Origin of the sequence: Variovorax brevis (genome assembly GCF_030317105.1) — a bacterium.
In the GTDB taxonomy this organism is placed as follows: Bacteria; Pseudomonadota; Gammaproteobacteria; order Burkholderiales; family Burkholderiaceae_C; genus Variovorax; species Variovorax brevis.
Genome location: NZ_JASZYG010000006.1, coordinates 88,768 through 114,559 on the forward strand (window position 1 = coordinate 88,768; position 25,792 = coordinate 114,559).

General features: G+C 64.2%; 23 protein-coding genes. 11 read left to right on the forward strand and 12 right to left on the reverse strand.

Features of this window, described 5'->3' with window-relative positions:
- Both QTI66_RS19990 and QTI66_RS19995 read right to left on the reverse strand, forming a co-directional pair.
- Entirely contained in the window at positions 1–627 is a 627-nt protein-coding gene (locus tag QTI66_RS19990) for a PilN domain-containing protein (protein ID WP_286561603.1), read from the reverse strand.
- On the reverse strand, positions 624–1,703 hold the full coding sequence (locus QTI66_RS19995; RefSeq protein WP_286561604.1) for a pilus assembly protein PilM: 1,080 nt from the start codon (positions 1,701–1,703) through the stop codon (positions 624–626). The genes QTI66_RS19990 and QTI66_RS19995 overlap by 4 nt, the downstream gene beginning before the upstream one ends.
- A 254-nt stretch (positions 1,704–1,957) precedes the next feature.
- Here QTI66_RS19995 and QTI66_RS20000 point away from each other — a divergent pair, with 254 nt between their 5' ends.
- Positions 1,958–4,408 (forward strand): penicillin-binding protein 1A, encoded by a 2,451-nt coding sequence (locus tag QTI66_RS20000; protein ID WP_286561605.1) that lies wholly within the window; start codon positions 1,958–1,960, stop codon positions 4,406–4,408.
- Positions 4,409–4,454: 46 nt separating this feature from the next.
- Here QTI66_RS20000 and cyaY read toward each other — a convergent pair whose 3' ends face one another.
- Complete coding sequence (gene cyaY / locus QTI66_RS20005; protein WP_286561606.1) at positions 4,455–4,787, reverse strand: iron donor protein CyaY; 333 nt, start codon at positions 4,785–4,787, stop codon at positions 4,455–4,457.
- Between the two features lie 12 nt (positions 4,788–4,799).
- Between cyaY and lptM the strand changes: the two genes are divergently transcribed.
- Entirely contained in the window at positions 4,800–5,048 is a 249-nt protein-coding gene (gene lptM, locus QTI66_RS20010) for an LPS translocon maturation chaperone LptM (RefSeq protein ID WP_286561607.1), read from the forward strand.
- Complete coding sequence (gene lysA, locus QTI66_RS20015) at positions 5,045–6,319, forward strand: diaminopimelate decarboxylase (protein ID WP_286561608.1); 1,275 nt, start codon at positions 5,045–5,047, stop codon at positions 6,317–6,319. Before lptM ends, lysA begins: the two co-directional genes overlap by 4 nt.
- A 21-nt stretch (positions 6,320–6,340) precedes the next feature.
- Here the strand turns inward: lysA and msrQ are convergent, their stop codons facing one another.
- From msrQ to QTI66_RS20040, 5 genes are all read right to left on the reverse strand, one after another.
- The gene (msrQ, locus tag QTI66_RS20020) at positions 6,341–6,988 is read right to left on the reverse strand and encodes a protein-methionine-sulfoxide reductase heme-binding subunit MsrQ (protein WP_286561609.1); all 648 of its coding nucleotides are present in this window, start codon (positions 6,986–6,988) and stop codon (positions 6,341–6,343) included.
- Between the two features lie 8 nt (positions 6,989–6,996).
- Complete coding sequence (msrP, locus tag QTI66_RS20025) at positions 6,997–7,995, reverse strand: protein-methionine-sulfoxide reductase catalytic subunit MsrP (protein ID WP_286561610.1); 999 nt, start codon at positions 7,993–7,995, stop codon at positions 6,997–6,999.
- 101 nt (positions 7,996–8,096) lie between these two features.
- Complete coding sequence (gene ccsB / locus QTI66_RS20030; RefSeq protein WP_286561611.1) at positions 8,097–9,413, reverse strand: c-type cytochrome biogenesis protein CcsB; 1,317 nt, start codon at positions 9,411–9,413, stop codon at positions 8,097–8,099.
- Positions 9,410–11,572, reverse strand: coding sequence for a cytochrome c biogenesis protein ResB (locus tag QTI66_RS20035; RefSeq protein WP_286561612.1), 2,163 nt, complete (start codon positions 11,570–11,572; stop codon positions 9,410–9,412). The genes ccsB and QTI66_RS20035 overlap by 4 nt, the downstream gene beginning before the upstream one ends.
- A 112-nt stretch (positions 11,573–11,684) precedes the next feature.
- Complete coding sequence (locus tag QTI66_RS20040) at positions 11,685–12,368, reverse strand: c-type cytochrome (RefSeq protein WP_286561613.1); 684 nt, start codon at positions 12,366–12,368, stop codon at positions 11,685–11,687.
- A 71-nt stretch (positions 12,369–12,439) separates the two neighbouring features.
- On the opposite strand from QTI66_RS20040, the gene yihA reads away from it, so the two are divergent.
- Both yihA and QTI66_RS20050 read left to right on the forward strand, forming a co-directional pair.
- A complete protein-coding gene (gene yihA, locus QTI66_RS20045) occupies positions 12,440–13,144 on the forward strand; it encodes a ribosome biogenesis GTP-binding protein YihA/YsxC (protein WP_286561614.1) in 705 nt (234 codons plus the stop codon).
- 25 nt (positions 13,145–13,169) lie between these two features.
- Positions 13,170–14,096 carry an alpha/beta fold hydrolase gene (locus tag QTI66_RS20050; protein WP_286561615.1) on the forward strand — a complete coding sequence of 309 codons (927 nt, stop codon included), beginning with the start codon at positions 13,170–13,172 and terminating at the stop codon, positions 14,094–14,096.
- Between the two features lie 4 nt (positions 14,097–14,100).
- Here the strand turns inward: QTI66_RS20050 and QTI66_RS20055 are convergent, their stop codons facing one another.
- Both QTI66_RS20055 and QTI66_RS20060 read right to left on the reverse strand, forming a co-directional pair.
- Entirely contained in the window at positions 14,101–14,985 is an 885-nt protein-coding gene (locus QTI66_RS20055; RefSeq protein ID WP_286561616.1) for a lysophospholipid acyltransferase family protein, read from the reverse strand.
- Positions 14,982–15,860 (reverse strand): lysophospholipid acyltransferase family protein, encoded by an 879-nt coding sequence (locus tag QTI66_RS20060; RefSeq protein WP_286561617.1) that lies wholly within the window; start codon positions 15,858–15,860, stop codon positions 14,982–14,984. The genes QTI66_RS20055 and QTI66_RS20060 overlap by 4 nt, the downstream gene beginning before the upstream one ends.
- A gap of 206 nt (positions 15,861–16,066) precedes the next feature.
- Between QTI66_RS20060 and metK the strand changes: the two genes are divergently transcribed.
- Positions 16,067–17,248, forward strand: coding sequence for a methionine adenosyltransferase (gene metK / locus QTI66_RS20065; RefSeq protein ID WP_286561618.1), 1,182 nt, complete (start codon positions 16,067–16,069; stop codon positions 17,246–17,248).
- A gap of 89 nt (positions 17,249–17,337) precedes the next feature.
- On the opposite strand, the gene QTI66_RS20070 is transcribed toward metK, so the two are convergent.
- Positions 17,338–17,976, reverse strand: coding sequence for a phosphoribosyltransferase (locus tag QTI66_RS20070; RefSeq protein WP_286561619.1), 639 nt, complete (start codon positions 17,974–17,976; stop codon positions 17,338–17,340).
- A 27-nt stretch (positions 17,977–18,003) separates the two neighbouring features.
- A complete protein-coding gene (locus QTI66_RS20075; RefSeq protein ID WP_444815032.1) occupies positions 18,004–20,109 on the reverse strand; it encodes a TonB-dependent receptor domain-containing protein in 2,106 nt (701 codons plus the stop codon).
- A 137-nt stretch (positions 20,110–20,246) separates the two neighbouring features.
- Between QTI66_RS20075 and QTI66_RS20080 the strand changes: the two genes are divergently transcribed.
- From QTI66_RS20080 to groL, 5 genes are all read left to right on the forward strand, one after another.
- Positions 20,247–21,824, forward strand: coding sequence for a phospholipase D family protein (locus QTI66_RS20080; protein WP_286561621.1), 1,578 nt, complete (start codon positions 20,247–20,249; stop codon positions 21,822–21,824).
- A 77-nt stretch (positions 21,825–21,901) separates the two neighbouring features.
- Complete coding sequence (locus QTI66_RS20085) at positions 21,902–22,888, forward strand: DMT family transporter (RefSeq protein WP_286561622.1); 987 nt, start codon at positions 21,902–21,904, stop codon at positions 22,886–22,888.
- Positions 22,889–22,898: 10 nt separating this feature from the next.
- Positions 22,899–23,537, forward strand: a complete 639-nt coding sequence (locus tag QTI66_RS20090; RefSeq protein ID WP_286561623.1) for a nucleoside/nucleotide kinase family protein — start codon at positions 22,899–22,901, stop codon at positions 23,535–23,537.
- Between the two features lie 182 nt (positions 23,538–23,719).
- The gene (groES, locus tag QTI66_RS20095; RefSeq protein WP_286561624.1) at positions 23,720–24,013 is read left to right on the forward strand and encodes a co-chaperone GroES; all 294 of its coding nucleotides are present in this window, start codon (positions 23,720–23,722) and stop codon (positions 24,011–24,013) included.
- Positions 24,014–24,095: 82 nt separating this feature from the next.
- Complete coding sequence (groL, locus tag QTI66_RS20100) at positions 24,096–25,748, forward strand: chaperonin GroEL (protein ID WP_286561625.1); 1,653 nt, start codon at positions 24,096–24,098, stop codon at positions 25,746–25,748.
- Positions 25,749–25,792: the final 44 nt, after the last annotated feature.

Sequence of the window (25,792 nt, forward strand, 5' to 3'; positions counted from 1 at the left end):
TTACCCCTTCGCCGCCGAGGCTGGTGCCTTGACCGCGGGCGCACCCGGCGCGGGCTTCTGCGCGTCCGTCGGACGCTTCAGCCCGATGCGCATCGTGAAGTTGGCCACCCGGCGCTGATCGCGGGCGCTGAGGGCAACGGTCGATGCGGTGATCTCGACCAGTTCCGGCTTCACCAGCCACGGGCTGTTGTTGCCAAGGTTGCGCAGCAACTCGGAAACGCGTTCGTTGGACTGGGCCATGCCCTGCAAGGTGACGGTCTGGTTGTCCTGTTTCATGTTCACCAGATAGACACCATCAGGCATTTGGCGCACGAGCTCGTTGAGCAGGTGCACCGGGAGGTTTCTGTCGCCCTGCAGGTCTTCGACCGCCTGCTGGCGGGCGCGCAAGGCGGCGATCTCGGCTTGCAGCGTCGAGATCTCCTTGATCTCGGCTTCGAGCTTGGTGATCTCGGATTGCAGGTAGACGTTCTTGGACTGCTGGTTCGAGATCTGGGCCTCGTACCAGACGTAGGCCGCACCGGCGATCAGGCCGCCGATGAGTGCCGCCGCGCCCAGCGACGCATAGAAGTTCTCCCGCCGGCGCTTTCGGGCCGCCTCGCGGTGGGGAAGCAGGTTGATCAAAATCACTGCTGGAACCTCCGCATGGCCAGCCCACACGAGGTCAGATAGGACGGCGCCTCGCGACGCACCTTCTTCTCGCGAATCCCGGCGGCGAACTCCATGCCGTCAAACGGATTGACCAGCGAACAGGCAAACGAGGTCTGCCGCGTGACGGCGCTCGTCAGGCCCGGAAGCGATGCCGATCCGCCCGCGAGCAACACATAGTCCACCCGGTTGTAGGGCGTGCTGGTAAAGAAGAACTGAAGCGCACGCGCGATTTCCTGCGCAATGCTCGCCACGAAGGGCTTGAGCACACCGGCGCCATAGTCGTCGGGCAGGTCGCCATTGCGCTTCTTGGTTTCAGCCTCTTCGGCCGAGAAGCCGTACTGGCGAACGATCAGCTGCGTCAGCTGCGCGCCGCCAAACGCTTGATCGCGGTCGTACAGCACTTCCTGGTTGCGCAGCACCTGCATGCTCGTGGTGGAGGCGCCCACTTCGAACAGCGCCACCACGGCATCCCGCCCTTCGCCCGGCAACTGCTCGATCAGGCGCGAGGCAGCCAGCCGCGAGGCATAGGACTCCACATCCAGGATCAGCGCCTTGAGCCCGGCCGCCTCGGCCAGGCCTTGCCGGTCTTGCACCTTTTCCTTGCGCGAGGCGGCAATGAGCACCTCGACGTCGCCGGAAGAGTTGGCGCTCGGCCCCATCACGCAGAAGTCCAGACTCACTTCGTCGAGCGAGAAGGGAATGTATTGGTTGGCCTCGGACTCGACCTGAATCTCAAGCTCCTGCTCGCTCAAGCCGCCGGGCAGGATGATTTTCTTGGTGATGACGGCCGATGGCGGCAAGGCCAAGGCGGCGTTCTTTGTGCGCGTTCCGCTCTTGCGGACCACGCGCCGGACCGCGTCGGCCACTTCGTCGAACTTCTCGACGTTGCCATCCGTGATCCAGCCGCGTTCCAGCGGTTCGATCGCACAGCGCTCGAGCAACAACTTGCCCGACGCGTCGCGCCCGAGCTCGACCAGCTTGACGCTGGACGAACTGACGTCGAGACCGAGCAATGGCCCAGGCTGACGGCGAAACAACGATCCAAAAGCAGCCAAGTTCGATCCCGATTAAGTTGTAACGATTCGAAAAATGTGCATGAAATTTCCGTCTGAGGCACATGCTAGCAGCAAGGTTTGTGACGATCCAAGCTGGAAGATGTGGTCTAGGTCACATTCGTTGTCAAAAGCTGACGTAAATGTTGGTCCGTGCAACTTAGATCACAAATTGGAGTACTTGGGACTTAAGACGCTTTGACGACGCCCGGCACCGGAGTGCGTTTTTATAATGTGCATTGACTTCGTCTGCCTACATGCCCGCCACAAATCGCCCGACCGGGCCCTCGCCCAAGAGCCCCCCACCTCCTTCCAAGCGCCCGACGTGGTTGACATGGCTGCTGCGCCTCGTGATTTGGAGCTTCGGCATTGCCGCTGCCGGTGTGCTCTCGCTGCTGTTCGTCATTGCCGTGGCATTGGCCGTCGCATATCCGAATTTGCCCGATATTTCCGAGATGTCGGAGTACCGCCCCAAATTGCCGCTGCGGGTATTTTCTTCCGAAGGGGTGCTCATTGGTGAGTTTGGTGAAGAGAGGAGAAATCTCACCCCTATTGACACGATTCCCAAAGTGATGAAGGACGCCGTCCTCGCAGCCGAGGACTCGCGCTTCTATTCGCACGGCGGCGTGGACTACAAGGGCGTCATGCGGGCGGGGGTCGCCAATTTGAGCCGCGTCAAGAGCCAAGGCGCATCGACCATCTCCATGCAGGTCGCGCGCAACGTCTACCTCAGCTCCGAGAAAACCTTCACGCGCAAGATCTACGAGATCCTGCTGACCTTCAAGCTGGAGCACGTGCTCACCAAGGACCAGATCCTGGAGATCTACCTGAACCAGATCTACCTTGGCAACCGCGCCTATGGTTTTGCGGCGGCCTCGGAGTCCTACTTCGGCAAGCCGCTCAAGGACATCTCCATTGCCGAAGCGGCCATGCTGGCCGGATTGCCCAAGGCACCGGGCGCCAACAACCCCGTCAACAACCCCAGCCGTGCGCGCGGCCGCCAGTTGTATGTGATCGACCGCATGGTCGAGGCCGGCTTCATCACGGAGGCGCAGGCAGACGTTGCGCGCAAGGAGCAACTCCATTTGCGCGATGGCCAGGACCCGAACAAGCTGCACGCCGAATACGTGGCAGAGACCGTTCGCCAACTGATGTACGCGCAGTACGGCGACACCACCTATACACGCGGCCTGAAGGTCTACACCTCCATCGTCGCCGCCGACCAGACCGCTGCCTACCGCGCCCTGCGCAAGGGCATCATGGACTACGAGCGCAAGCAGATCTATCGCGGCCCCGAGAAGTTCATCGACCTGCCCAACGATGCGCGCGACCAGGACGACGCCGTCGACGATGCGCTGTCCGACCACCCCGACAACGACGACGTGCTGGCCGCGGTCGTCCTCAAGGCGACCGCCAAGCAGGTGGACGCCGTTCGCGCCAACGGCGACGCCATCCAGATCACCGGCGAGGGCCTGCGCCCTGCGCAATCGGGGCTCTCGGACAAGGCGCCGCCCAACATCAAGATTCGCCGGGGCGCGGTCATCCGGGTCGTCAAGACGCCCAAGAACACCTGGGAGATCACGCAGCTGCCGGAAGTGGAAGGCGCCTTCGTCGCCATGGACCCGCGCGACGGTGCGGTCAAGGCACTGGTCGGCGGTTTTGATTTCGGCAAGAACAAGTTCAACCACGTGACGCAGGCGTGGCGCCAGCCGGGCTCGAGCTTCAAGCCTTTCATCTATTCGGCCGCACTCGAAAAGGGCTTCACGCCGTCGACCGTCATCAACGACGGCCCGCTCTTCTTTGACGCAGGCACCACCGGCGGCCAACCCTGGGAGCCCAAGAACTACGGCGGCGGCTTTGATGGCCCCATGTCGATGCGGCGCGCTCTGGCCAAGTCCAAGAACATGGTGTCCATCCGCATCCTGCAATCCATCGGCACGCACTACGCGCAAGACTGGATCACCAACTTCGGCTTCGATCGCGAGAAGCACGCCGCCTACCTGCCGATGGCCCTGGGCGCCGGTTCGGTGACGCCGATGCAAATGGCGGTGGGCTACTCGGTCTTTGCCAACGGCGGCTATCGCGTGAACCCGTACCTCGTCACGAAGATCACCGACCATCGCGACAAGGTGCTCGTCGACAAGCAGCCGCCCCTGCTCAACGAAACGATCCGCGCCATTTCCGCGCGCAACGCTTTCGTCATGGACAACCTGCTGCAGGAAGTCGCCCGCTCCGGCACGGCCGCCAATGCGCAGCGGATGCTCAAGCGCCCCGACCTCTATGGCAAGACGGGCACGACCAACGATTCGCTCGATGCGTGGTTTGCCGGCTTCCAGCCGACGATGACCGCGATTTCCTGGATCGGCTACGACACGCCGCGCAGCCTCGGGGACAAGGAAACCGGCGGCGGCCTGAGCCTGCCCATCTGGATCAACTTCATGGAGACCGCCATCAAGGGTGTGGCCGTGAGCGAGTATCCGGCGCCCTCAGGTGTCGTGAACGTCGGCGGCGAGTGGTACTTCGACGACTACGCGCCGGGCAGGGGCGTTGCAAGCTTGGGCGTTGAAGCCGCCGCCGCGCCCTCAAGTTCGGGCTCGGGTTCCAGTTCCTCGAATGAATCCTCGGGCGGCGGTGGTGCTGCACCTGCCCATGAACAACAACCGCCGCCTGAAGAACGCAATCGGATTCTGGATCTGTTCAGGAACTGACGGGCATCAGGACGGGGCCTGACCCCGTCTTCTTCGCTGCGCTGCGTTATGCCGGCAAGAACTCAAGCGCTTGGCCCGCTTGCGCTGTCGCCTCGCGCGACAGCGTCTCGAAGAACTCATCGCGCGTCTTGGTGTCTCGCCAAGCCTGTCCGTCATGGCGATAGTGGTAGCCGCCCGAACGTGCGGCGAGCCAGATTTCCTGCAAGGGTTTTTGCAGGTTGATGATCAACTGGCTGCCGTTGCGAAAGGTGATCGTGATCATGCCGCCCACCCGCTGGTTGTCGATATCGGCATCGGTCGCGTCGTTGATGCGGTCGCAGGCACGCTCGATGGCTGCCAGCGCCGCTTCAGCGCGGTCCATGTACTCGGGGTCGGTCATTACAATTTCGATATGTTGAGAGTTCGTCAAATTCTAGTGAGCGCCATTGGCCTTTCGGTGCTCGGGGTCGGACTGGCCGGATGTGGCCAGCGCGGCCCCCTGCGCCTGCCGACGGAACCCGCCGCGGCCAATCGCGCGACTTTGCCGCAAACGCTCACCCCTTCCATCCCGGGCACGGGTTCCAAGACTGATTCCACGAAAGCGCCTGCCGGCGCACCTGCGGCTCCTGCGGCCAACGCGCCGGCCGGATCGACTCCATGACCCACCCCTCCCGCCTGCCAGGCCACCCGCACATTGCCCGCCTGGACAACGCACTGAAAGTAGAAGGCGTCTCGCTGGACGCCCTCGCCCGTGAACACGGCACGCCGCTGTTCGTGTATTCGAAGCAATGGATGCTCGACGCGCTTGCCGCCTACCAGCGTGGCTTCGCCGGGCGCGACGCGCTGGTCTGCTACGCGATGAAGGCCAATTCGTCGCTGGGCATCCTGCGCGTGTTCGCCGAGGCGGGATGCGGATTCGACATCGTCTCCGGAGGAGAACTCGGGCGCGTGCTCGCCGCAGGCGCCGTTCCGGCCAAGGTCATCTTCTCCGGCGTGGGAAAGACGCGAGCCGAAATGCGCCAGGCCTTGCTGGCCGGCATCGGCTGCTTCAACGTCGAAAGCGAAGAAGAACTGGACGTGTTGAACGCGGTGGCCGTGGCCGAAGGCAAGCGTGCCAAGGTGAGCATTCGCATCAACCCCAACGTCGATCCCAAGACGCATCCCTACATTTCGACGGGCCTGAAGGGCAACAAGTTCGGTATCGCGCACGACCGCGCGGTGGTGGCGTATCGGCATGCGGCGTCGCTGCCCGGCCTCGAAGTGGTGGGTATCGATTGCCACATCGGTTCCCAAATCACGGAAGCGTCGCCCTACCTTGACGCAATGGACCGCATCCTCGATCTGGTGGAGAGCATCGAGGAAGCCGGCATTCCCTTGCACCACATCGATTTCGGCGGGGGTCTGGGTATCGACTACAACGGCGACACGCCTCCCGCGGCCGATGAACTCTGGAAGCAACTGCTGGCCAGGATCGACGCACGCGGCTTTGGCGACCGCAAGATCATCATCGAGCCGGGCCGCTCCATGGTGGGCAATGCCGGCGTCTGCGTGACCGAGGTGATCTACACCAAGCCGGGTGAAGACAAGAACTTCTGCATCATCGATGCCGCCATGAACGACCTGCCGCGCCCGGCGATGTATCAGGCCTACCACGCGATCGTGCCGGTGACGCAGCGCTTCTCCGATGCGACGGTCTACGACGTGGTCGGCCCGGTGTGCGAAAGCGGTGACTGGATCGGCCGCGATCGCGCGCTGGCGGTGGAATCGGGCGACCTGCTGGCCGTGCTGTCGGCAGGTGCGTATTGCATGAGCATGGCCAGCAACTACAACACGCGCGGTCGCGCCGCTGAAGTGCTGGTCAGTGGCGACGAAGCCAGGTTGATTCGCCGCCGCGAAACGGTGGAAGACCAGCTGCTCGCCGAACGCGTCTGACGCCAGCGCAGGCGTCAGCGCTTATCGCGTCGACGGCTGCGGCGGGCGCGAGACGGAGGGCGTCGACTTCAGCTTCTTGCTCGCGTAGTTCCACACGCGCCACGCCAGCAGCGCACCGATGATCGCGGCGTACACGAACACTTCATTGAAGTTGTTCTTGCCCGCGCGCATCCAGAAGAAGTGCAGCAAGCCCAGGCAGGAGATCACATAGACCAGCTTGTGCAGCAGCTGCCAGCGCTTGGCGCCCATCGCCTTGATGGCGCGGTTGAACGAGGTGGCGGCCAGCGGCGTCAGCAGCAGGAAGCCCGTGAAGCCCACGAGGATGAAGGGCCGCTTGGCGATGTCCTTGGCGATGTCGGCAAACTCGAAGCCCATGTCGAACCAGCTGTAGCTCAAGAGGTGCAGCACGACGTAGAAATAGGCGAAGAGCCCCAGCATCCGTCGAAAGCGCGCGAGTGCATTCCATTTGGTGATGACGCGCAGCGGCGTCACCGCCAGCACGATGCAGATGAAGCGCAGCGTCCAGTCGCCGTTCTTGCGGATCAGGTACTCGGCGGGATTGGCGCCCAAGCCGTTGGTGAAGGCGCCGTAGACCATCCAAGCGAACGGCAAAAGGCACAGCACGAACAGCACCGGCTTCACGGCCGGATGCATGAGCAGCTTGTTCATGGCCGCGCTCAGTAGTTCTTTTTCAGGTCCATGCCCGCGTAGAGCTGGCCGACCTGCGCTTCGTAGCCATTGAACATCTGGGTCTTGGTGCGCTTGGCGAAGAGGCCCGAGCCGTCACCGATGCGGCGCTCCGTGGCCTGGCTCCAGCGCGGATGGTCCACATTGGGATTCACGTTGGAATAGAAGCCGTATTCCTGCGCGGCGGCCTTGTTCCAGGCGGTGCCCGGCTCCTTTTCGACAAAGCGGATCTTCACGATCGACTTGGCCGACTTGAAGCCGTATTTCCACGGCACCACGAGGCGCACCGGCGCACCGTTCTGGTTGGGCAATACTTCGCCATACATGCCGAAGGCCAGCAGCGTGAGCGGATGCATGGCCTCATCCAGGCGCAAGCCTTCGGTGTAGGGCCAGTCGAGAACGCGCGAGCCCACAAAAGGCATCGTCTTGGGATCGGCCAGCGTGACGAACTCGACGTACTTCGCGTTGCCTTGCGGCTCGACCTTCTTGATGAGTTCGGCCAGCGAATAGCCGACCCACGGAATCACCATGGACCAGCCTTCGACGCAACGCAGGCGGTAGATGCGCTCTTCCTGCGCGCTGAGCTTGATGAGGTCCTCGATGCCGTACTTGCCCGGCTTCTTGACCAGCCCTTCCACCTCGACGGTCCAGGGACGCGTCTTGAGCGTGCCGGCATTCTTGGCCGGATCCGCCTTGTCGGTGCCGAACTCGTAGTAGTTGTTGTAGCTGGTGGCGTCCTTGTAGTCGCTGAGCTTTTCCATGGTCTGCGCACCGGCGACCGTCGACGGCACACCCTTGAGCGGCGCCAGCTTGCCCGGAGCAGTCGTCGCCGCCCATGCATCGCGGCCGGCCCAGGAAGCCAGTGCCGCGCCGGCAACGCCGCCGGCCATGAGCTTGAGCATGTCACGCCGGCTTTCGTAGACACCGCGCGGCGTGATTTCGCTCGCAACAGGATGCTGGAAGCCGTTATCGCTGGATCGAATCAACATGTTTGCCTTTAGATCAATGTGTGAACACTACTTCGTGTGTCCCACTGAATTGGTTACGCCGGCAGCCGAATGGTTCAAGCAGCCGGCGCAAAAGGCGATGCTCAGAGCGTGCCGTAGCTGTGCAGCCCGCTCAGGAACATGTTGACCCCCAGAAAAGCGAAGGTCGTCACCGCCAATCCGGCCAGCGCCCACCAGGCCGCGACGGTGCCGCGCAGGCCCTTCACGAGGCGCATGTGCAGCCAGGCTGCGTAATTGAGCCACACGATCAACGCCCAAGTTTCCTTGGGGTCCCAGCTCCAGTAGCCGCCCCAGGCGTCGGCTGCCCACAGCGCACCCAGCACCGTGGCGATCGTGAAAAACGCAAAGCCGACCGTGATCGACTTGTACATCACGTCGTCCAGCACCTCGGGTTGCGGCAAGCGAGCGGCGATGCGCTTGCGGGCCATGAGAATGCCTGCGGCGATCAGCGCGGAAATGGCCGCGTAGAACACCCAGTAGCTGCCGCCCGCCTCTTGCGCACGCTGGCGAAACGCCACAGGGACAAAGCACAAGGCAACACCGAGCAGCCAGATCGGCGTCAGCTTGTGCCAGCGCGTTTCATTGGCCTGTTGCTTGATGAGATAGGCGAAGGCGACCATCGCCGCCAGCGAAAAAGTGCCATAGCCGATGAAATTGGCGGGCACATGCAGCTTCATCCACCAGCTCTGCAGCGCCGGCACCAGCGGCTGGATTTCATGCGCCTCGCGAACGAGGGTGTACCAAAGCAGAAAGCCCACGGCCGCACTGACCACCAGCATGACGAAGGCACCCAGCGAGCGCGTGCCGTAGCGCGATTCGAAGTAAAGATAGAAGGCCGTGGTGATCCAACTGAACAGCACGAAGACTTCGTACAGGTTGCTGACCGGGATGTGGCCGATGTCCGGACCGAGTTGGTGGCTCTCGTACCAGCGCACCATCGTGCCGATCAGGGCCATCGTCACGGCCGCCCAAGCGATGCGCGAGCCGATGAGGTCCATGGCGTCGGCCTGCTTGCCGCCGAAGAAGCCCAGCCAATAGAAGGCCGTGCTCATGAAGAAGAGCACGCTCATCCACAGGATGGCCGACTGGCTCGACAGGAAATACTTGAGCCAGAACACCGTGTCGGCGCGCGCAAGATCACCCTGGTACGACGCGATGGCCAGCAAGGATGCAGCCGCCACCACGATGGCGAGGACACGCAGCGGACGCCAGAAAAAGCCGAGCCAGATGCCCGCCACCATGGCCGCTCCGAGAATCGCTTTCTCGTAGTAGTCCATCGTTCCCGAATAGCGCGCAAACGCAAACAACCCGCCAGCCACGACCAGCGCGGCGAACACCCAGTCGAATGCATTGCGGCGAGAGAGCCAGCTGTCGTTGAGCGTGAGGGTGGTGGTCGTCATGGCGCCGAATCCTTCTTGATGGCCAGCAGCTTGTCTTTGAGATTGTCGAATTCGCGGTCGCTGTCGATGTTCTTGCGATTGACCGACAGCGCCAGCGTGGCGGCCGTCGCGCCGGCCTGCTGTGTGGAGGGCGCCAGCCAGATCCAGAGCCGACGCTCACGCACGTACAGCATGGCAAAAATACCGACGATCAGCAACAGGCAGCCCAGATAGACGATGTTCTTGCCAGGGGCACGGGCCACCTGGAAGACGCTGGCCTGCACCTGCTTGAAGTCGGTCAGCATCATCGCAACGGGCGCGGGGTAGAAATAGGCATCGCTGATGGCCAGCACCGCCTGTGTCAGGAAGGCCTGGCTGGAGTCGGCGGCCGGCAGTGCCGCCAAGCCGGCCTTTTCGCGGCTCAGGTTGAGCACTTCGAACAACACGTCGTTGAGAATGCGCACCAACACACCGCCCGCACGCTCGCGCTCGGCCTCCGGCACGTTGCCTTCGATGAACTCGGCAATCGCCTGCCAACCGCCCGCGCTGGTGGCGTCGGCCTTGGCCCGCTCCGCGCCCGCAAAGAGGGCCAGCGCGCGCGTCGCGGAGGTACGCAATTGCTCGGCCATCTCCGGCCGCTTGGCGTCGGCCATTCGCACGATGTAGCGGTCGACGGCCTGCGAGCGGAGTTGCGGGTCGGACAGCGCATTGCGCATGCGCACGAAGCTGTCCATCGAGCCGTTTTCGTCTGCCGGCACGCGCAGGTAGCGGAAGGGTTCGTCAAGCTTCTCGCGCACACCCAGCAGGAACACCGGGGAGCCGTCGCCGGTGTCGACCGGCACCATGTAGTTCTGGAATTCGCGCGCCTGCCCCGCGGCGTCGCGCAGCTTGTAGCCGATGCTCGGGCCGACGTTGCGCAATTCCTTGGGCTTGTTCGTCTTGTTGGCCGCGCCCAGTCGCGACTCGATGCCATGCGCCAAGTCGACCTTGCGCACGTCCGCCCCGCTGCCGGACTGCGGCGACGCAAAGTTCTCGACGTTGATGGTGCGCAGCGCCGTGTACTCCAGCGTCAGCTGCTCCTTGCCGTTGGTGATTCGCGACGTGCCGCCGATCGTGCCTTCGATCTCGAAGGGCTTGGCGCCCGAGCCAATCGGCACCGCCTTGAGCGTGACCGTCGAGCCGCCATCGTCAAAGCTGGACTGGTAGATCTCCACGCCCTTGTAGCTGGCGGGGTGGTTCACCTCGATGCGCGCGGGGATCTGCGCGCCCGTCTCGCGGTCGTGCAGCACCACTTCGCTCGCGAAGAGCTTGGGCATGCCGGTGGAGTAGTAGTCGACGATGAACTTCTTGAGCTCGATCGAGAACGGCAGGTCTTGCAGCAGCACGCCGTCGGACTGGTTCAGGATGGCAACGCTCGACCGCTGTCCTTCGGGCACCAGGATGTTTCCACGGAAGGTCGGGTTGCCGGGCGACAGTCGATGCTGCGGCGGCACGTCGGCAATCAGGCCGCCGCCTGTGTAGACGCTCTTGCCGTTGAACCAGGTCTGCGCCCGCACGACCAGGTCGCCGTCCAGCAGGCCGCCGATGCACACCAGCACGATGGCACTGTGCGCAGCGATGTAGCCCAGCTTGTGCGCCCCGCCCGCGCGCGCGGCCACCATCCAGCCGGACGCGCCGGTGGCGACGCCGTCGACCATCGACTGCTCACGGCGTTGCAGCTTGACCTTCCAGCCGCCGCCCACCAGCAACTGGCCGATGCGGTTGGCGGCGTTCTCGGGCGACTCCGCCAGCGTCGCCTCGGCCCGCTGGCCGAACGCACGCAGGCTGCTTTCGCGGATGTCTTCCTTGACGGTCTTGAGCTCGTTCAGGATGCGCGGCGTGTTGCGCGCGATGCACAGCGAAGTGCTGATTACCAGGAACAGCAGGATGAGCAGGAACCACCACGCGCTGTACACCGCGTCCAGGTTCGCCGCACGGAACACGACGGACCAGAAGGGCCCGAACTGGTTGACGTAGTTGGAGAAGGGCTCGTGCTGCTTGAGCACGGTGCCGATGATCGACGCGATGCAAATGATCGTGAGCAGCGCGATCGCAAAGCGCATCGACGACAACAGCTCCACCGCGACGCGGACCGCATGGGGGCCGCGATGTACGCGAATGCCGTGGGTAGAAACTGACATGAGGATGTAGGGCGCGCCGGGGACCAAGAAACAAAGGCGGGCGATCCTCCTGGATCAGCCCGCCCTGTTGGGTTTGTTCGTCTGCAGTTAGTTCAAGATTCGCGCCGGTGCATCAACGAAGACCGGCGATGTAATCGGAGACCGCCTTGATTTCGCGGTCGTTGAGCTTGGCGGCCACGTCGTGCATGGGCACGCTGTTGGCGCGGGTGCCGTCACGGAAGGCCGTCAGTTGCGTCACGACATAGTCGGACTGCTGGCCGCCCAGGCGGGGGTACTGGGCCGGAATGCCTGCGCCGTTGGGGCTGTGGCAGCCTGCGCATGCCGCAATTTCGCGATCGGCGACGCCGCCGCGATAGATTTTTTCGCCCAGGGCCACCAGGTCTTTTTCCTTCGCGAAGCCCGGCTTCATTTTCTTGGAGCCGACGAAGTAGGCGATGTTTCGCATGTCTTCGTCGCTGAGCGGCGTCGCGAACACCTTCATGATCGGGCTCTTGCGCTTGCCGGACTTGAAGTCTTGCAGCTGCTTGATGATGTATTCCGGATGCTGCCCTGCCAGCTTGGGGTTTGCCGCGATGGCCGAGTTGCCGTCGGCGTTGTGGCAGGACGCGCAGCTCTGGCTGTTCGTCGGGGTGGCGTTGTAAATCGTGTCACCCTTCGCCGGGTCTGGCTTGGCCGGCTTGGGCGCCGCCGCCGCCGGGGCGGCAGCGTGCTCATCAGCCGCGAAGCTGGCACTGGCACTGAACAAAGCGGACGCGGCCATCAAGGCTGCGAGCAGAGAGTGAGCAAACGACTTCATATCGAGGGGCTTGGTTTTAGGGCGCAAAACCTCACGATTCTACAATGGCCCCCCAACCCGAAAACGCACCAATGACCACCCCGCCATCGAAACCGGCCGCGCCCTCCGCAACAAAGGACGCCGCAGCCGACCGCGCCCGAGTGGCCATGGGATGGCTGCACACAGCGCATTTCCTGACGAGCGCCCCGCAACTCGAACATCTGCCCGCCCTGGACCTGCCCGAAATCGCTTTCGTGGGTCGCTCCAACGCCGGCAAATCGACCGCCATCAATACGCTCACGCAGCAGACGCGGCTTGCCTTTGCCTCGAAGACGCCCGGTCGCACCCAGCACATCAACCTCTTTGGCGTGGGCAAGCAAAAGGTCGACGACGCCGTGCTCGCCGACCTGCCCGGCTATGGCTACGCGGCCGTGCCGAAGGAAGCCAAGCTGCGCTGGCAGCGCGTGATGGGCAACTACCTCATGACGCGCCAGTCGCTCCGGGGTGTGGTGCTGATGTGCGATCCCCGCCACGGACTCACCGAGCTCGACGAAATCCTGCTCGACGTGATTCGCCCCCGGGTCGAACAAGGACTCAAGTTCCTCGTGCTGCTGACCAAGTCCGACAAGCTCACCCGCTCCGAAGGCGCCAAGGTGCTGTCGATTACGCGACTGCAGGCGGGCGGCGGCGAGGTCAAACTCTTCTCCGCACTCAAGCGCCAGGGCGTCGAAGAAGCCGCCGAACTGCTCTGGCAATGGGTGCATCCCGCAGAAAGCACCGCCTCGGAGGAGACCTGAGGCGCCCGTAACAACGGAGACCTCGATGATCGAAACCTTCCAGCGCGACCTGCCCAACGGCATCACCCTCAGTTGCAGGGCGGCCGGCCAGCCGGGAAGGCCGCTGATGGTTTTCCTGCACGGCTTTCCGGAAGGCGCGTTCATCTGGGATTCGCTGCTCGCGCACTTCTCGCAGCCCGAGCACGGCGGTTTTCGCTGCGTGGCGCCCAATTTGCGCGGGTTTGAAAAATCCAGTTCGCCGGTCGAGGTCGAGGCCTATCGTGCGAATCTGCTGATCAAGGACGTGCTGGAACTGGCGGCCCTCGAAACCGGCAACGCCACGGGCAGGATCGACACGCTGGTCGCGCACGACTGGGGCGGCGCCTTTGCCTGGGGCTTGGCCAACCAGCACCCGGACCGCCTCGACAAGCTTGTCATCATCAATTCGCCGCACCCCGGCACCTTCCTGCGCGAACTGCGTGACAACCCGGCGCAGCAGGCGGCCAGCGCGTACATGAACTTCCTTGCGCGCCCGGACGCCGAGCGACTGTTGGCCGAGGACGACTTCAGGCGCATGTGGCCCTTTTTCCTGAATATGGGCGCGGGAGCGGATCGCTTTGGCTGGCTGACCGAAGCGGTCAAGGACCAGTACCGCAAAGTGTGGAATGCCGGTCTCACCGGCGCCTGCAATCTCTATCGCGTGACGCCGCTGAAGCCGGCACGGGCGGGCGAAGCGCCACGCGACTTTCCCGCCGTGCCGCGCGAGCGGTTCACGGTGGATGCCCCCACGCTGGTCGTGTGGGCGCTCGACGATGCGGCCTTGCTGCCGGGCCTGCTGGATGGACTGGAAGACTTCGTGCCACGCGCCGAGATCCACAAGGTGCCCAACGCCACGCATTGGATCGTTCACGAACAGCCGGCCTGGGTGGCCGGCGAGATCGAGCGGTTCATCGGCCGGCACGACCGGCACTGACGCTTCAATAGACCGGCGCTTCGCCGGTCGGACGCGTCTTGAACCGTCGATGCACCCAGTAGTACTGGGACGGCATCGTTCGGATGTAGGCCTCCAGTTGCGCGTTCATGTGCGTGGTGTCGGCCACGATGTCGCCGGTGGGAAAGTCACGCCACGGCGGCAGGAGTTCGATCTCGTAGCCTTCGGGTGTCACGCGCGAGAGCACCGGCATCACGGTCGCACGGCCGAGTTGGGAGAAGCGCGACAACGAAGGCACCGTGGCGGACGTGATCCCGAAAAAGGGCACGAAGATCGACTGGCTCGGGCCAAAGTCCATGTCGGGCAGCAGATAGAGCACCTCGCCCTTGCGCAGGCGGCTGAGCACCGGCTTGACGCCGTCGGTTCGCTCGAGCGCCGTCACGGTGCCGAATCGGGTTCGCCCCTCGCGCGCCCACTGGTCGATCATCGGGTCGCGCTGGGTCGTGTAGATGGTCATCGACGGGCGCGACATGTGCATCGTCAGCGTGGTGGCCGCAGCGTCGAGTCCGTAGAAATGCGGCGCGAAAAGAATGATGGCCTTGCCGCCTTTTTCCAGTTCAGCCAAGTCTTCCGGCGCGCCACGAAGGGCAAGCCGGCGCTCGACCACGTCGCGCGGCGCGTGCCAGAGCCAGGCGCGATCGAGCCAGGATTGCGCGACGTAGACAAAGGTCTCCTTCGCAATGCGCCGTCGCTCGTCTTCCGACTTTTCCGGAAAGCAGACCCGGAGGTTGACGTCCACCACGCGCCGGCGGGGCACCGCGACCACGTACAGCAAACGCCCCAAGCCTGCTCCGAATGCGCGAAGCGCAGGCAGCGGAACATGCGCCAGTACGCGCATCAGCCCGATGCCCAGTCGTGCTGACAGACTCATCTGTTTTCTTCCTGAGTGACTTCGCCGCGCGGCTCCTTGTAGCGCGCGTAGTCCCACACGTATTGACCCGGCAATTCGTGGATGAGCTTGTCGATGCCGATGTTCATGGCGGTCGCGGCCGCTTCGGGCGTGGCCTTCGGGTCATTGAGCGCCGTGCGGTCCAGCGCTTCGAAACGGATGGCGTAACCCTTGCCCGGCGCCAAGCGCTCGCACACCGCGAGAAAAACCTGTGCACCGGTTTGCTGCGCCAGGCGCGGCAGCAAGGTCATGGTGTAGGCAGGCCGACCAAGAAATGGCGCCCACACGCCCTGCCCTTGCGGCGGCACCTGGTCGGGCAGGATGCCGGTGTAGCCGCCCGAGCGCAGCGCGCGCATGAGGCCACGCACGCCGGCGGTGCTGGTGGGCAGCATCTTCAGGCCGCGCCGGTCGCGCGAGCCCGTCACGAGTTCAGTCATCCACGCCTTGCGCGGTGGTCGGTACAGGGCCGTCATGGGGCCATGCGCGTCCACGAATCGCTCGCCGATCGCCTGGCCCAGCATTTCCCAGCTGCCGATGTGCGGGGTGATGAAGATCACCCCGTGTTTGGCTTGCAGCGCCGCTTCCACGGCCTCGACGCCCGTCCAGCTCCTGATGTGCGGCAGCACGCTTTCTCCCTGCGGGCGCAGCCAGAGCCAGGGGAGTTCCGCCAGCGCGGCGCCGGCTGCACCGATGGCAGGCTTGTACTGCGCGGGCGTGAACCCGGCCGCCTCGGCATTTGTCCTGAAACGCGCCCTGTATGTGGATGAGCCCCACCACACCAGCCAGCCCAGAAGCTTGCCAATGCGGTGCATCAGCGGCAGCGGCACACGGGCAAGCAGACGAAACAGCGCAATCATCAAATGAGAAGAGGGAATCAATATCCGGACGATTCGCCGTGAATAGGTGCAGCGGTTGCACGTCGGCGTGGCTCTTATAGAATGCAAATTGTCGCTGAGTTATGGAACTACTTGCAGGGCGACGTTAAACATCACTGCTAAAGCGTTCGCCAGAGCTCCTCCCGGGTTGGCAACGCGCCAATTGTCATAACAGGAGTTTTTTCAACATGGCGAACGACTTTCTCTTTACCTCCGAATCGGTTTCCGAAGGCCATCCCGACAAGGTCGCGGACCAGATCTCGGACGCGATCCTCGACGCGATCTTCGAACAGGACCCGCGCAGCCGCGTCGCCGCTGAAACGCTGACCAACACCGGCCTCGTGGTGCTTGCCGGTGAAATCACCACCAACGCGCACGTGGACTACATCCAGGTGGCGCGCGACACCATCAAGCGCATCGGCTACGACAACACCGAATACGGCATCGACTACAAGGGTTGCGCCGTGATGGTCTGCTACGACAAGCAGTCCAACGACATCGCGCAAGGCGTGGACCACGCAAGCGACGATCACCTGAACACCGGCGCCGGCGACCAGGGCCTGATGTTCGGCTACGCCTGCGACGAAACGCCCGAGTTGATGCCCGCGCCCATTTACTACGCGCACCGCCTCGTGGAGCGCCAGGCGCAACTGCGCAAGGACGGCCGCCTGCCTTTCCTGCGCCCCGACGCCAAGAGCCAGGTCACGATGCGCTACGTGGACGGCAAGCCGCACAGCATCGACACCGTCGTGCTCTCCACGCAGCACAGCCCCGACCAGAGCGAAACGCCCACCAAGATGAAGTCTTCGTTCACCGAAGCCATCATCGAAGAGATCATCAAGCCGGTCCTGCCCAAGGAATGGCTGAAGGAAACGAAGTACCTGATCAACCCGACAGGCCGCTTCGTCATCGGCGGCCCGCAGGGTGACTGCGGCCTGACCGGCCGCAAGATCATCGTCGACACCTACGGCGGCGCCTGCCCGCACGGTGGCGGCGCGTTCTCGGGCAAGGACCCGTCGAAGGTCGACCGCTCGGCCGCCTACGCCGCGCGCTACGTGGCCAAGAACATCGTGGCTGCCGGCTTGGCGCGCCAGTGCCAGATCCAGGTGGCCTACGCGATCGGCGTGGCCCGTCCGATGAACGTCACGGTGTACACCGAAGGCACCGGCGTGATCCCGGACGACAAGATCGCCGAACTGGTGCAGGAGCACTTCGACCTGCGTCCGAAGGGGATCATCCAGATGCTGGACCTGCTGCGGCCGATCTACGGAAAGACGGCCGCCTACGGGCACTTTGGCCGTGAAGAGCCTGAGTTCACTTGGGAAAGCACGAAGGCCGCAGCGCAGCTGCGGGCGGCAGCTGGCCGCTAAGGCCAGTTGAGAGCTGCGAAGCAGATCGTCCGGGTTTCGGCGCAGCCAAAGCACGAAGGCCGCAGCGCAGCTGCGCGCTGCCGCAGGCCTCAAGTAATCTGCGACCGCTTGAGCAGGTCACGGACTTCATCGTCCGAGGTCTGGTCAAAGTCCCGATACCAGAGCCCGACCGCGTGAAAGGGCTCGGGCGTTTCCACGCACACCACCTCGTCCGCTTGCAAGCTCAAGCTGGCAACCGCGTCCTGTGACCCCACAGGCACCGCAACCACCACACGCGCAGGCTCACTCAAACGCACGCTTTGCACCGCCGCGCGCATCGTGGCGCCCGTGGCAAGGCCATCGTCCACCAGCAGGACGACGCGATCCTTGATCGTCGGGCGCTTTCGATCCCCACGGTAAAGCTGCTCGCGACGCGTCAATTCAGCCTGCTCGCGGCGCACTGCTTCTTCCACCGCCTCTTCCGACACAGGCCACATGCCGGCCACATCGGACATCACGCGAATGCCGCCGGACGCAATGGCGCCCATCGCAAACTCCTCCTGGCCGGGATAGCCGAGCTTGCGCACGATCAGAACATCGAGCGGCGCCTGGAGTTCATGCGCGACTTCGGCCGCAACCGGCACGCCACCGCGCGGCAAGGCCAGCACGAGCAGGTTCGGCTGGCCGCGCCATGCCGCCAGTGCCTGCGCGAGACACTTTCCGGCGTGGCGCCTATCGTCGAATTTCATGGGGTCTGAGGCCCCCCCGAAAGAGCCTCAGAAACGATACGCCGCGCCCACCCCTGCTGTCCAGTTCCGGCCCGGCGCGGGCTCGATGTAGCGCCCATTGCCCTCGTTGACGATGACGGAGCCGATGTATTGCTTGTCGAACAGGTTGTCCACGCGGGCAAAGGCGTTGAACTCCCATCTTTGCCACTTCTGGACGTAGCCGGCATGGATGGCCGCGACGGCATAGCCCGGCGCGCTGACGGTGTTGGTGTCGTTCGCGTAGATCTTCGCGACGGCGCGCATTTCAACGCCGGCGCGGAATCCCTCAGGTGGCACATAGCCAAAGGACGCAAAGAACATCTGCGGCGCCACGCCGGGAATCTGGTTGCCGGCCTGCACAACGGCCGGCGGGCTGCCGACCACCGTCACGCAGCAGAAGCTGTCGGAATAGCGCGCGCGCAACCATGTGTAGGCCACTTGAGTCCGCCAATGGCTGGCGGTCTCCTGCGTCCAGGCCAGTTCGGCACCGTCGCGCTTGGTGCTCGGGGCGTTGCGATAGGTCGTGCGGCCGTTGGCGTTGGAATCCACGACGATTTCATTGCTCGTGCGCGTCTCGAACAGGGCCGCGGTGAAGAAGCCGCTCGCGATGCGCGACTTGACGCCGATCTCATAGCTGTCGCTCACGGAAGGCTGCAGCGCGAAGTTGAATCCGGGCACGCCATCCGGGCGATAGGAAAGCTCGTTGAGCGTGGGCGTTTCGTAGCCCCGACCCCAGGTCCCGTACAGCGAGACGTCCTGGGTCGCCGCGTAGCGCAGCGCCACGACGGGCAAGACCTTGCTGTAGTCGACCGTTCCGCTGTCGTTGCCGTTGGGCGGGCGGATGTAGTGGTCCTGCGAATCGAAATTCACCGTGCTGTAGCGCACGCCGGCTTCCAGCGACCACTTGTCGCTCAGGTGCAAGGTGCCCTGCATGTACGGATCGACGTTGTGCACCTTGTTGGTCTCGTCGCGGCGAAGCGCGCCTTGCACACCCAGCGTCGAGCCGATGAAGTTCTGGTAGCCCCTGCGCTGTTCGTTGAGGGTGTCGTAGGCCAAGCCCGTCGCCAGTTCGAAGGCCCGGCCCGCCACTTGCCCGCGCGTGGTCCAGCGCGCGTCCAGGCCGTTGTAGTGGCGCTCCAGATCGATGACGCCGCCGGGGCTGAGCGGCGACGCCTGCTGCGCCACGGGAATCGACTGGAACTGGGTGATGCCGCGCTCGCCGCTGTAGACCAGCAGGCGCAGGTCGTTGTCGGCATTGAGCTTGCGCTCGTAGAGCAGGCCCGCCTGCATCTGGTCGACTGTCTTGCGCGTGTTGAACTGATTGGCTTGCGGCGACGCGGCTCGCGGATTGGCCGCGTATTGCGCCGGCGTGAGCCCCATGGGGTCGTCCGCGCGGACGCGCACGCCGTTCATGACCACGGTGAGCTTGCTGTCCTCGCCCAGCGCGATGCCCAGCTTGCCGTTGACGATGTCGCGTCGGGCCGCACTGTGTTCGCGATAGCCATCCGTCTCGAAGTGGCTGCCGCTGAGCAGGTAGTTGACGGCCCCCGAGGAGCCGCCGATTTTCAGGCTCTCGCGCCAGGTTCCGTAGCTTCCGGCCATCACCGAAAACCCGAGGCGCGGCGGCCCTTCGCCGTCTTCCGTGAAGATCTGCATCACCCCGCCGGATGAATTGCCGTAGAGCGCCGAAAAAGGCCCGCGTAGCACCTCGACCCGGTCGGTCGAGCCAATGTCGATGTTGGACGTCTGCCCTTGCCCGTCCGGCAACGTGGCCGGCACGTTGTCGACATAGATGCGCACCCCGCGCACGCCGAAGGTCGAGCGGGCGCCAAAGCCCCGCACCGAAATCTGGAGGTCCTGCGCGTAGTTCTGCCGGTTCTGGATCTGCAGTCCGGGCACGCTGCCCATGGCCTCCGACAAGTTGACCTGCAGGTTCTGGTCACGCAGCTGGTCGCCATCGACCACGTCCACCGAGGCCGGCAATTGCAGGGGTGAGACGGCGCCGCCGGGCGTCGACACCGTGACCTCGCGCAGCGTCGGCGTCGCGTTGGTTGCGGTGGGCGTCGAGGGGTCCGGCGCGCCCGGAGTCTGGGCCTGCGCCGAGACGGCGATCATCACGAGAGCGGCACTTGCCAAGTGTTTCATCGGGGGAATTCTGCGGTGCAATGCGAAATGGGCACCCCCTCCGCAACCCGAATATCGGACGCGACGGACGCGGAATGGCTACGATTCGCCGCACTTCGATTCCGTTGATGTCATTGAGACTTGCGCATCTGTTGCCGCGGTGGCTGGCCGCATGTGTGCTCATCGCATGGCTGTGCGGCTGCGCTGGCTTGCCGCCGCGTAGCCCGGTGGCGGCCGTGCAGGCGATTGCCGCATCGCCCGACAACGCACTGGGCCGGGCCGCGGCCAGCCTCGACAAGAACCGCGACGGCCTTTCGGCCTTCCGCACGCTGATCCAGGCGAGTTTCGCGCTCGATGCGCGGCTTGAATTGATACGCCGCGCGCAGTCCTCGATCGACCTGCAGACCTATCTGGTCGGCAGGGACAAGACCGGCCTGCTGATCCTGCGCGAATTGCGCGATGCGGCTCGGCGCGGCGTTCGGGTGCGCCTGTTGCTCGACGACTTCTACACCTCGGGGCTGGATCCCGCGCTGCAGGGCCTGTCGGCCGAGCCGAACGTGGAGGTCCGGCTTTTCAATCCCTTTTCGGGCGGGCGCGCGCACTCCGAGACGCGTTTTCTGGAGTTCGTGGGCAACTTCAGCCGCCTGAACCACCGGATGCACAACAAGCTCTTCATCGCGGACGGCGCCATGGCGATTGCCGGTGGCCGCAACCTGGCGGATGAGTATTTCCTGCGCAGCAACGGGCCAAACTTCATCGATTTCGAACTGCTCATGGCCGGCCCGGTCGTGGCACAGTCGGCCGCGATTTTCGACAGGTACTGGAACAGCGACGTCGTCTATCCCTTGCGCCAGATGGCGCCGGCCGATGCGCCGGCGGACGCGCTGCGCGACAGCTTTGAAAGCCTGACAGCCGATGCGTGGGCCAGCCGCCCCGCGCCGCTGACCGACCTCGATTTCTTCGGCGACCCGTCGCTTGGCACCCAGCTCGACGGCGGCGACCTGCCCTGGATTCGCGCACACGCCACGGCCGCCGCCGACAGTCCGACCAAGGCGCTCGGCGACCCACCAACCCGCAAATCCCTGGCCGACCGCTCCTATGAATTGATCGACGCTGCGCGGTCTCAGGTGCTGATGGTCTCGCCCTACTTCATTCCGGGCGACGACGGGATGGAGCGAATCCGCTCGGCGCACCAGCGCGGCGTGCGCTTCACCGTGGTCACCAATTCGCTGGCCGACAGCGACGAACCGCTGGTGAACATCAACTACAACCGCTACCGGGTCGAACTGCTGAAACTCGGCGTGGACCTGCGCGAAGTAAGCACGCGACAGCTCACGCGCAACCCGGAACTGCGCCGGCTACTGCGCAAGGCGCGCGGCCGGATGCACGCCAAGCTGGCGCTCATCGACCGCGAATGGGTGCTGGTCGGATCCATGAATTCCGACCCGCGCTCGGCGCACCTGAACACCGAGTTCGGCGTCAGCATCCAGAGCTTCGAGCTGGCGCACGCCGTGATCTACGGCTACCAGCTGGACGACATCGAAGGGGTGTACCGCGTCGTCCTGGCGCCCGATGGCAAGCGCGTGCGCTGGATCGGCACCGGCGACGCCGAGAACGAAGAGCTCGACGACGAACCCGATTCGAGCCTGCTGACGCGGCTGCAACTGCTGCTGTTCTCGTGGTTCGTACCGACCGACCAGTTGTAACGGGACGCGCTGACGCTGCAGCGCACAATCGCAGGCTTTGGGTGCGCGTGCGCCCCCAAGGCTCTGGAGTTCTTTTGTTGCCCCCCGTTTCGACCCCTCATCCGCTGGCCAGGCGCAGCACCGTCTTTCTGCTCGCGCTGTTTTGCTGCCTGCTCTGGGGAAGCTCCTTCCCGGCCATCAAGAATGGCTATGCGCTCTTTGCCATCGCGCCGGGCGACACGCCCTCGCGGATGGTGTTTGCCGGCTGGCGCTTCCTGCTCGCGGGCGTGGTGCTGCTTGTGTATGCGGTGGCAAGCGGCAAGCGCGTGGGCGGATTCTCGTCCCGCACCATGGGTCAGTTCGCGGTGCTCGGGCTCACGCAGACCACGCTGCAATACGTCTTTTTCTACATCGGACTGGCCCACACGACGGGCGTCAAGAGTTCGATCATGAACGCCACGGGCACCTTTTTCAGCGTGCTGATGGCGCATTTCATCTATCACAACGACCGCTTGAGCTTTCGCAAGACGCTGGGTTGCGTCGTCGGCTTTGTCGGCGTGATGGTGGTGAACCTGGGCGGTGGGCTGGGTGGCCTGATGGCATTGGACTTCACGTTGTTGGGTGAAGGCTTCGTGATCATCGCCGCAGGCGTGCTGGCCGCCGCCAGCATTTACGGCAAGCGCATCTCGCAGGGCATCGACCCGATCGTGATGACCGGCTGGCAATTGACCATCGGCGGCGCGGCGCTGGTCGCGGGCGGCTATGCCACCGGCGGGGTGCTGAGCGGCTTCTCGCTGGCGTCGTCCGCCTTGCTGGCTTACCTGGTGGTGCTGTCTTCGCTCGCCGTCTCGATCTGGAGCTTGCTGCTCAAGCACAACCGGGTGAGCATGATCACGGCCTTCAATTTCATGGTGCCGGTGTTCGGCGCGGTGCTGTCGGCGATCTTCCTGAACGAGAGCATTCTGGAATGGCGCAACGCCGCCGCGCTGGTGCTGGTGTGCTGGGGGATCTGGCTGGTGACGCAGGAGCCGGCGCCTCGCGCGGCGCCCGGCGCCACGCAATCCGGTCTCGGCGCGGCAAACTGATTCGGAAAATATGACCACGACGCCTGCCCTCGCAACGCGCCACCTGGCACGGGTGAACGATCTGTTGAAAGACGGTCGCCGGAAGCTGCTCGGACTGGTCGGGCCGCCCGGCGCCGGCAAATCGACACTGGCACAGGGCCTGTTGAACGCCTTCGCCGACGTCGCCCAAGTGGTGCCGATGGATGGCTTTCACTTGGCCAACGTGGAACTGGCGCGGCTGGGCCGTGCGGGCCGCAAGGGTGCGCCCGACACCTTCGACAGCGCCGGCTACGTCTCCCTGCTCCACCGCCTGCGAGGCCAGCGCGCGGACGAAACCGTCTATGCGCCTGAATTCCGCCGCGAGATCGAGGAGCCCGTGGCCGGCGCCATCGCGGTGCATGCGTCGACGCAGTTGGTGATCACCGAAGGCAACTACCTGCTGCTGGACAGTGGCCCATGGGCCGGCATCGCCGGATTGCTGGACGACGTCTGGTACGTGGAGGTCGACGACGGACTGCGCACCGATCGCCTGGCGCAACGTCACGAGCAGTTCGGCCGCAGCCGGGCCGACGCGCTCGACTGGGTGGCGCGCACCGATGCGCCCAACGCGGCGCTGATCGAGGGCACCCGTTCCAGGGCCTCGTACGTGTTTCGTTGGGACCAGGACTGAGGCGCCCTGCCCCCGACAGCCCGGCCCGCCGCACGGTTTCCCCTTGAAACCGCCAAAAATGCCCTTATCATTAGCACTCGCTGAGGTTGAGTGCTAGCAACGGCACCCGGCCTCCAGCGGACCGGCCCCCGGCGCCACGCCAGGGGCTCCGCCTCTTCCCCGTTTCATCTCTGGAGACTCAATTGAAACTTCGTCCTTTGGCCGATCGCGTGATCGTCAAGCGCATTGAAAGCGAAACCAAGACCGCTTCTGGCATCGTCATCCCAGACGCCGCTGCAGAAAAGCCCGATCAGGGCGAAGTCCTGGCCGTCGGCCCGGGCAAGCGCAACGACAAGGGCGAGCTGTCTGCACTGACCGTCAAGGTCGGCGACCGCGTCCTGTTCGGCAAGTACAGCGGCCAGACCGTCAAGGTCGATGGCGACGAACTGCTCGTCATGAAGGAAGACGACCTGTTCGCGGTTGTCGAAGCCAAGTGATTTTGCGGGACGGACCGCGCCGGTGCGAAGCGCCGGACTGCTCTGTCCCCAGGTGATTAATTAAATTCTGGAGTAATTCAACATGGCAGCAAAAGACGTAGTCTTCGGCGGCGAAGCCCGCGCACGCATGGTCGAGGGTGTCAACATCCTGGCCAACGCAGTCAAAGTGACCCTGGGCCCCAAGGGCCGCAACGTGGTGCTCGAGCGTTCGTTCGGCGCCCCCACGGTGACCAAGGACGGCGTGTCCGTCGCCAAGGAAATCGAACTCAAGGACAAGCTCCAGAACATGGGCGCCCAGCTCGTGAAGGAAGTGGCCTCCAAGACCAGCGACAACGCTGGTGACGGCACCACGACCGCCACGGTCCTGGCACAAGCCATCGTTCGCGAAGGCTTCAAGCTGGTCGCAGCGGGCATGAACCCGATGGACCTGAAGCGCGGCATCGACAAGGCCGTCACGGCCCTGGTCGCCGAGCTGAAGAAGGCTTCGAAGGCCACCACCACCTCCAAGGAAATCGCGCAAGTCGGCTCCATCTCGGCCAACAGCGACGAAACCATCGGCCAACTCATCGCTGACGCGATGGACAAGGTCGGCAAGGAAGGCGTGATCACCGTGGAAGACGGCAAGTCGCTGGACAGCGAACTTGACGTCGTCGAAGGCATGCAGTTCGACCGCGGCTACCTGTCGCCCTACTTCATCAACAACCCGGAAAAGCAATCGGCGATCCTGGAAAACCCGTTTGTCCTGCTCTTCGACAAGAAGATCAGCAACATCCGTGACCTGCTGCCGACGCTGGAGCAAGTCGCCAAGGCTGGCCGTCCGCTGCTGATCATTGCCGAAGAAGTCGAAGGCGAAGCCCTGGCTACTTTGGTCGTGAACACGATCCGCGGCATCCTGAAGGTCGTGGCCGTCAAGGCTCCTGGTTTCGGCGACCGCCGCAAGGCCATGCTGGAAGACATCGCCATCCTGACAGGCGGCAAGGTCATCGCCGAAGAAGTCGGCCTGACGCTCGAGAAGGTCACGCTGGCCGACCTGGGCCAGGCTGCACGCATCGAAGTGGGCAAGGAAAACACGATCATCATCGACGGCGCCGGCGCTGCTGGTGACATCGAAGCCCGCGTCAAGCAAGTGCGCGTCCAGATCGAAGAAGCGACCAGCGACTACGACCGTGAAAAGCTGCAAGAGCGCGTGGCCAAGCTGGCTGGCGGTGTTGCCGTGATCAAGGTTGGCGCTGCCACCGAAGTCGAAATGAAGGAAAAGAAGGCTCGCGTCGAAGACGCCCTGCACGCCACCCGCGCTGCAGTGGAAGAAGGCGTCGTGGCTGGCGGCGGCGTGGCGCTGCTGCGTGCCAAGCAAGCTGTGGGCGACTCGATCAAGGGCGACAACGCTGATCAGGAAGCCGGCATCAAGCTGGTGCTGAAGGCCATCGAAGCGCCCCTGCGCGAAATCGTGAACAACGCCGGCGGCGAAGCCTCGGTGGTCGTGAACGCCGTGTTGGCCGGCAAGGGCAACTTCGGCTTCAACGCTGCGAACGACACGTACGGCGACATGCTCGAACTGGGCATCCTGGACCCGACGAAGGTCACCCGCACCGCACTGCAAAACGCAGCATCGGTCTCCTCGCTGCTGCTCACGACCGAAGCCATGGTCGCCGACGCACCGAAGGACGAAGCCGGCGCTGGCGGCGGCATGCCTGACATGGGTGGCATGGGCGGCATGGGCGGCATGGGGATGTAACTTTCGCTCGCCCCCAGGCTGCGGCGCACGCTGTGCGCCTCCGC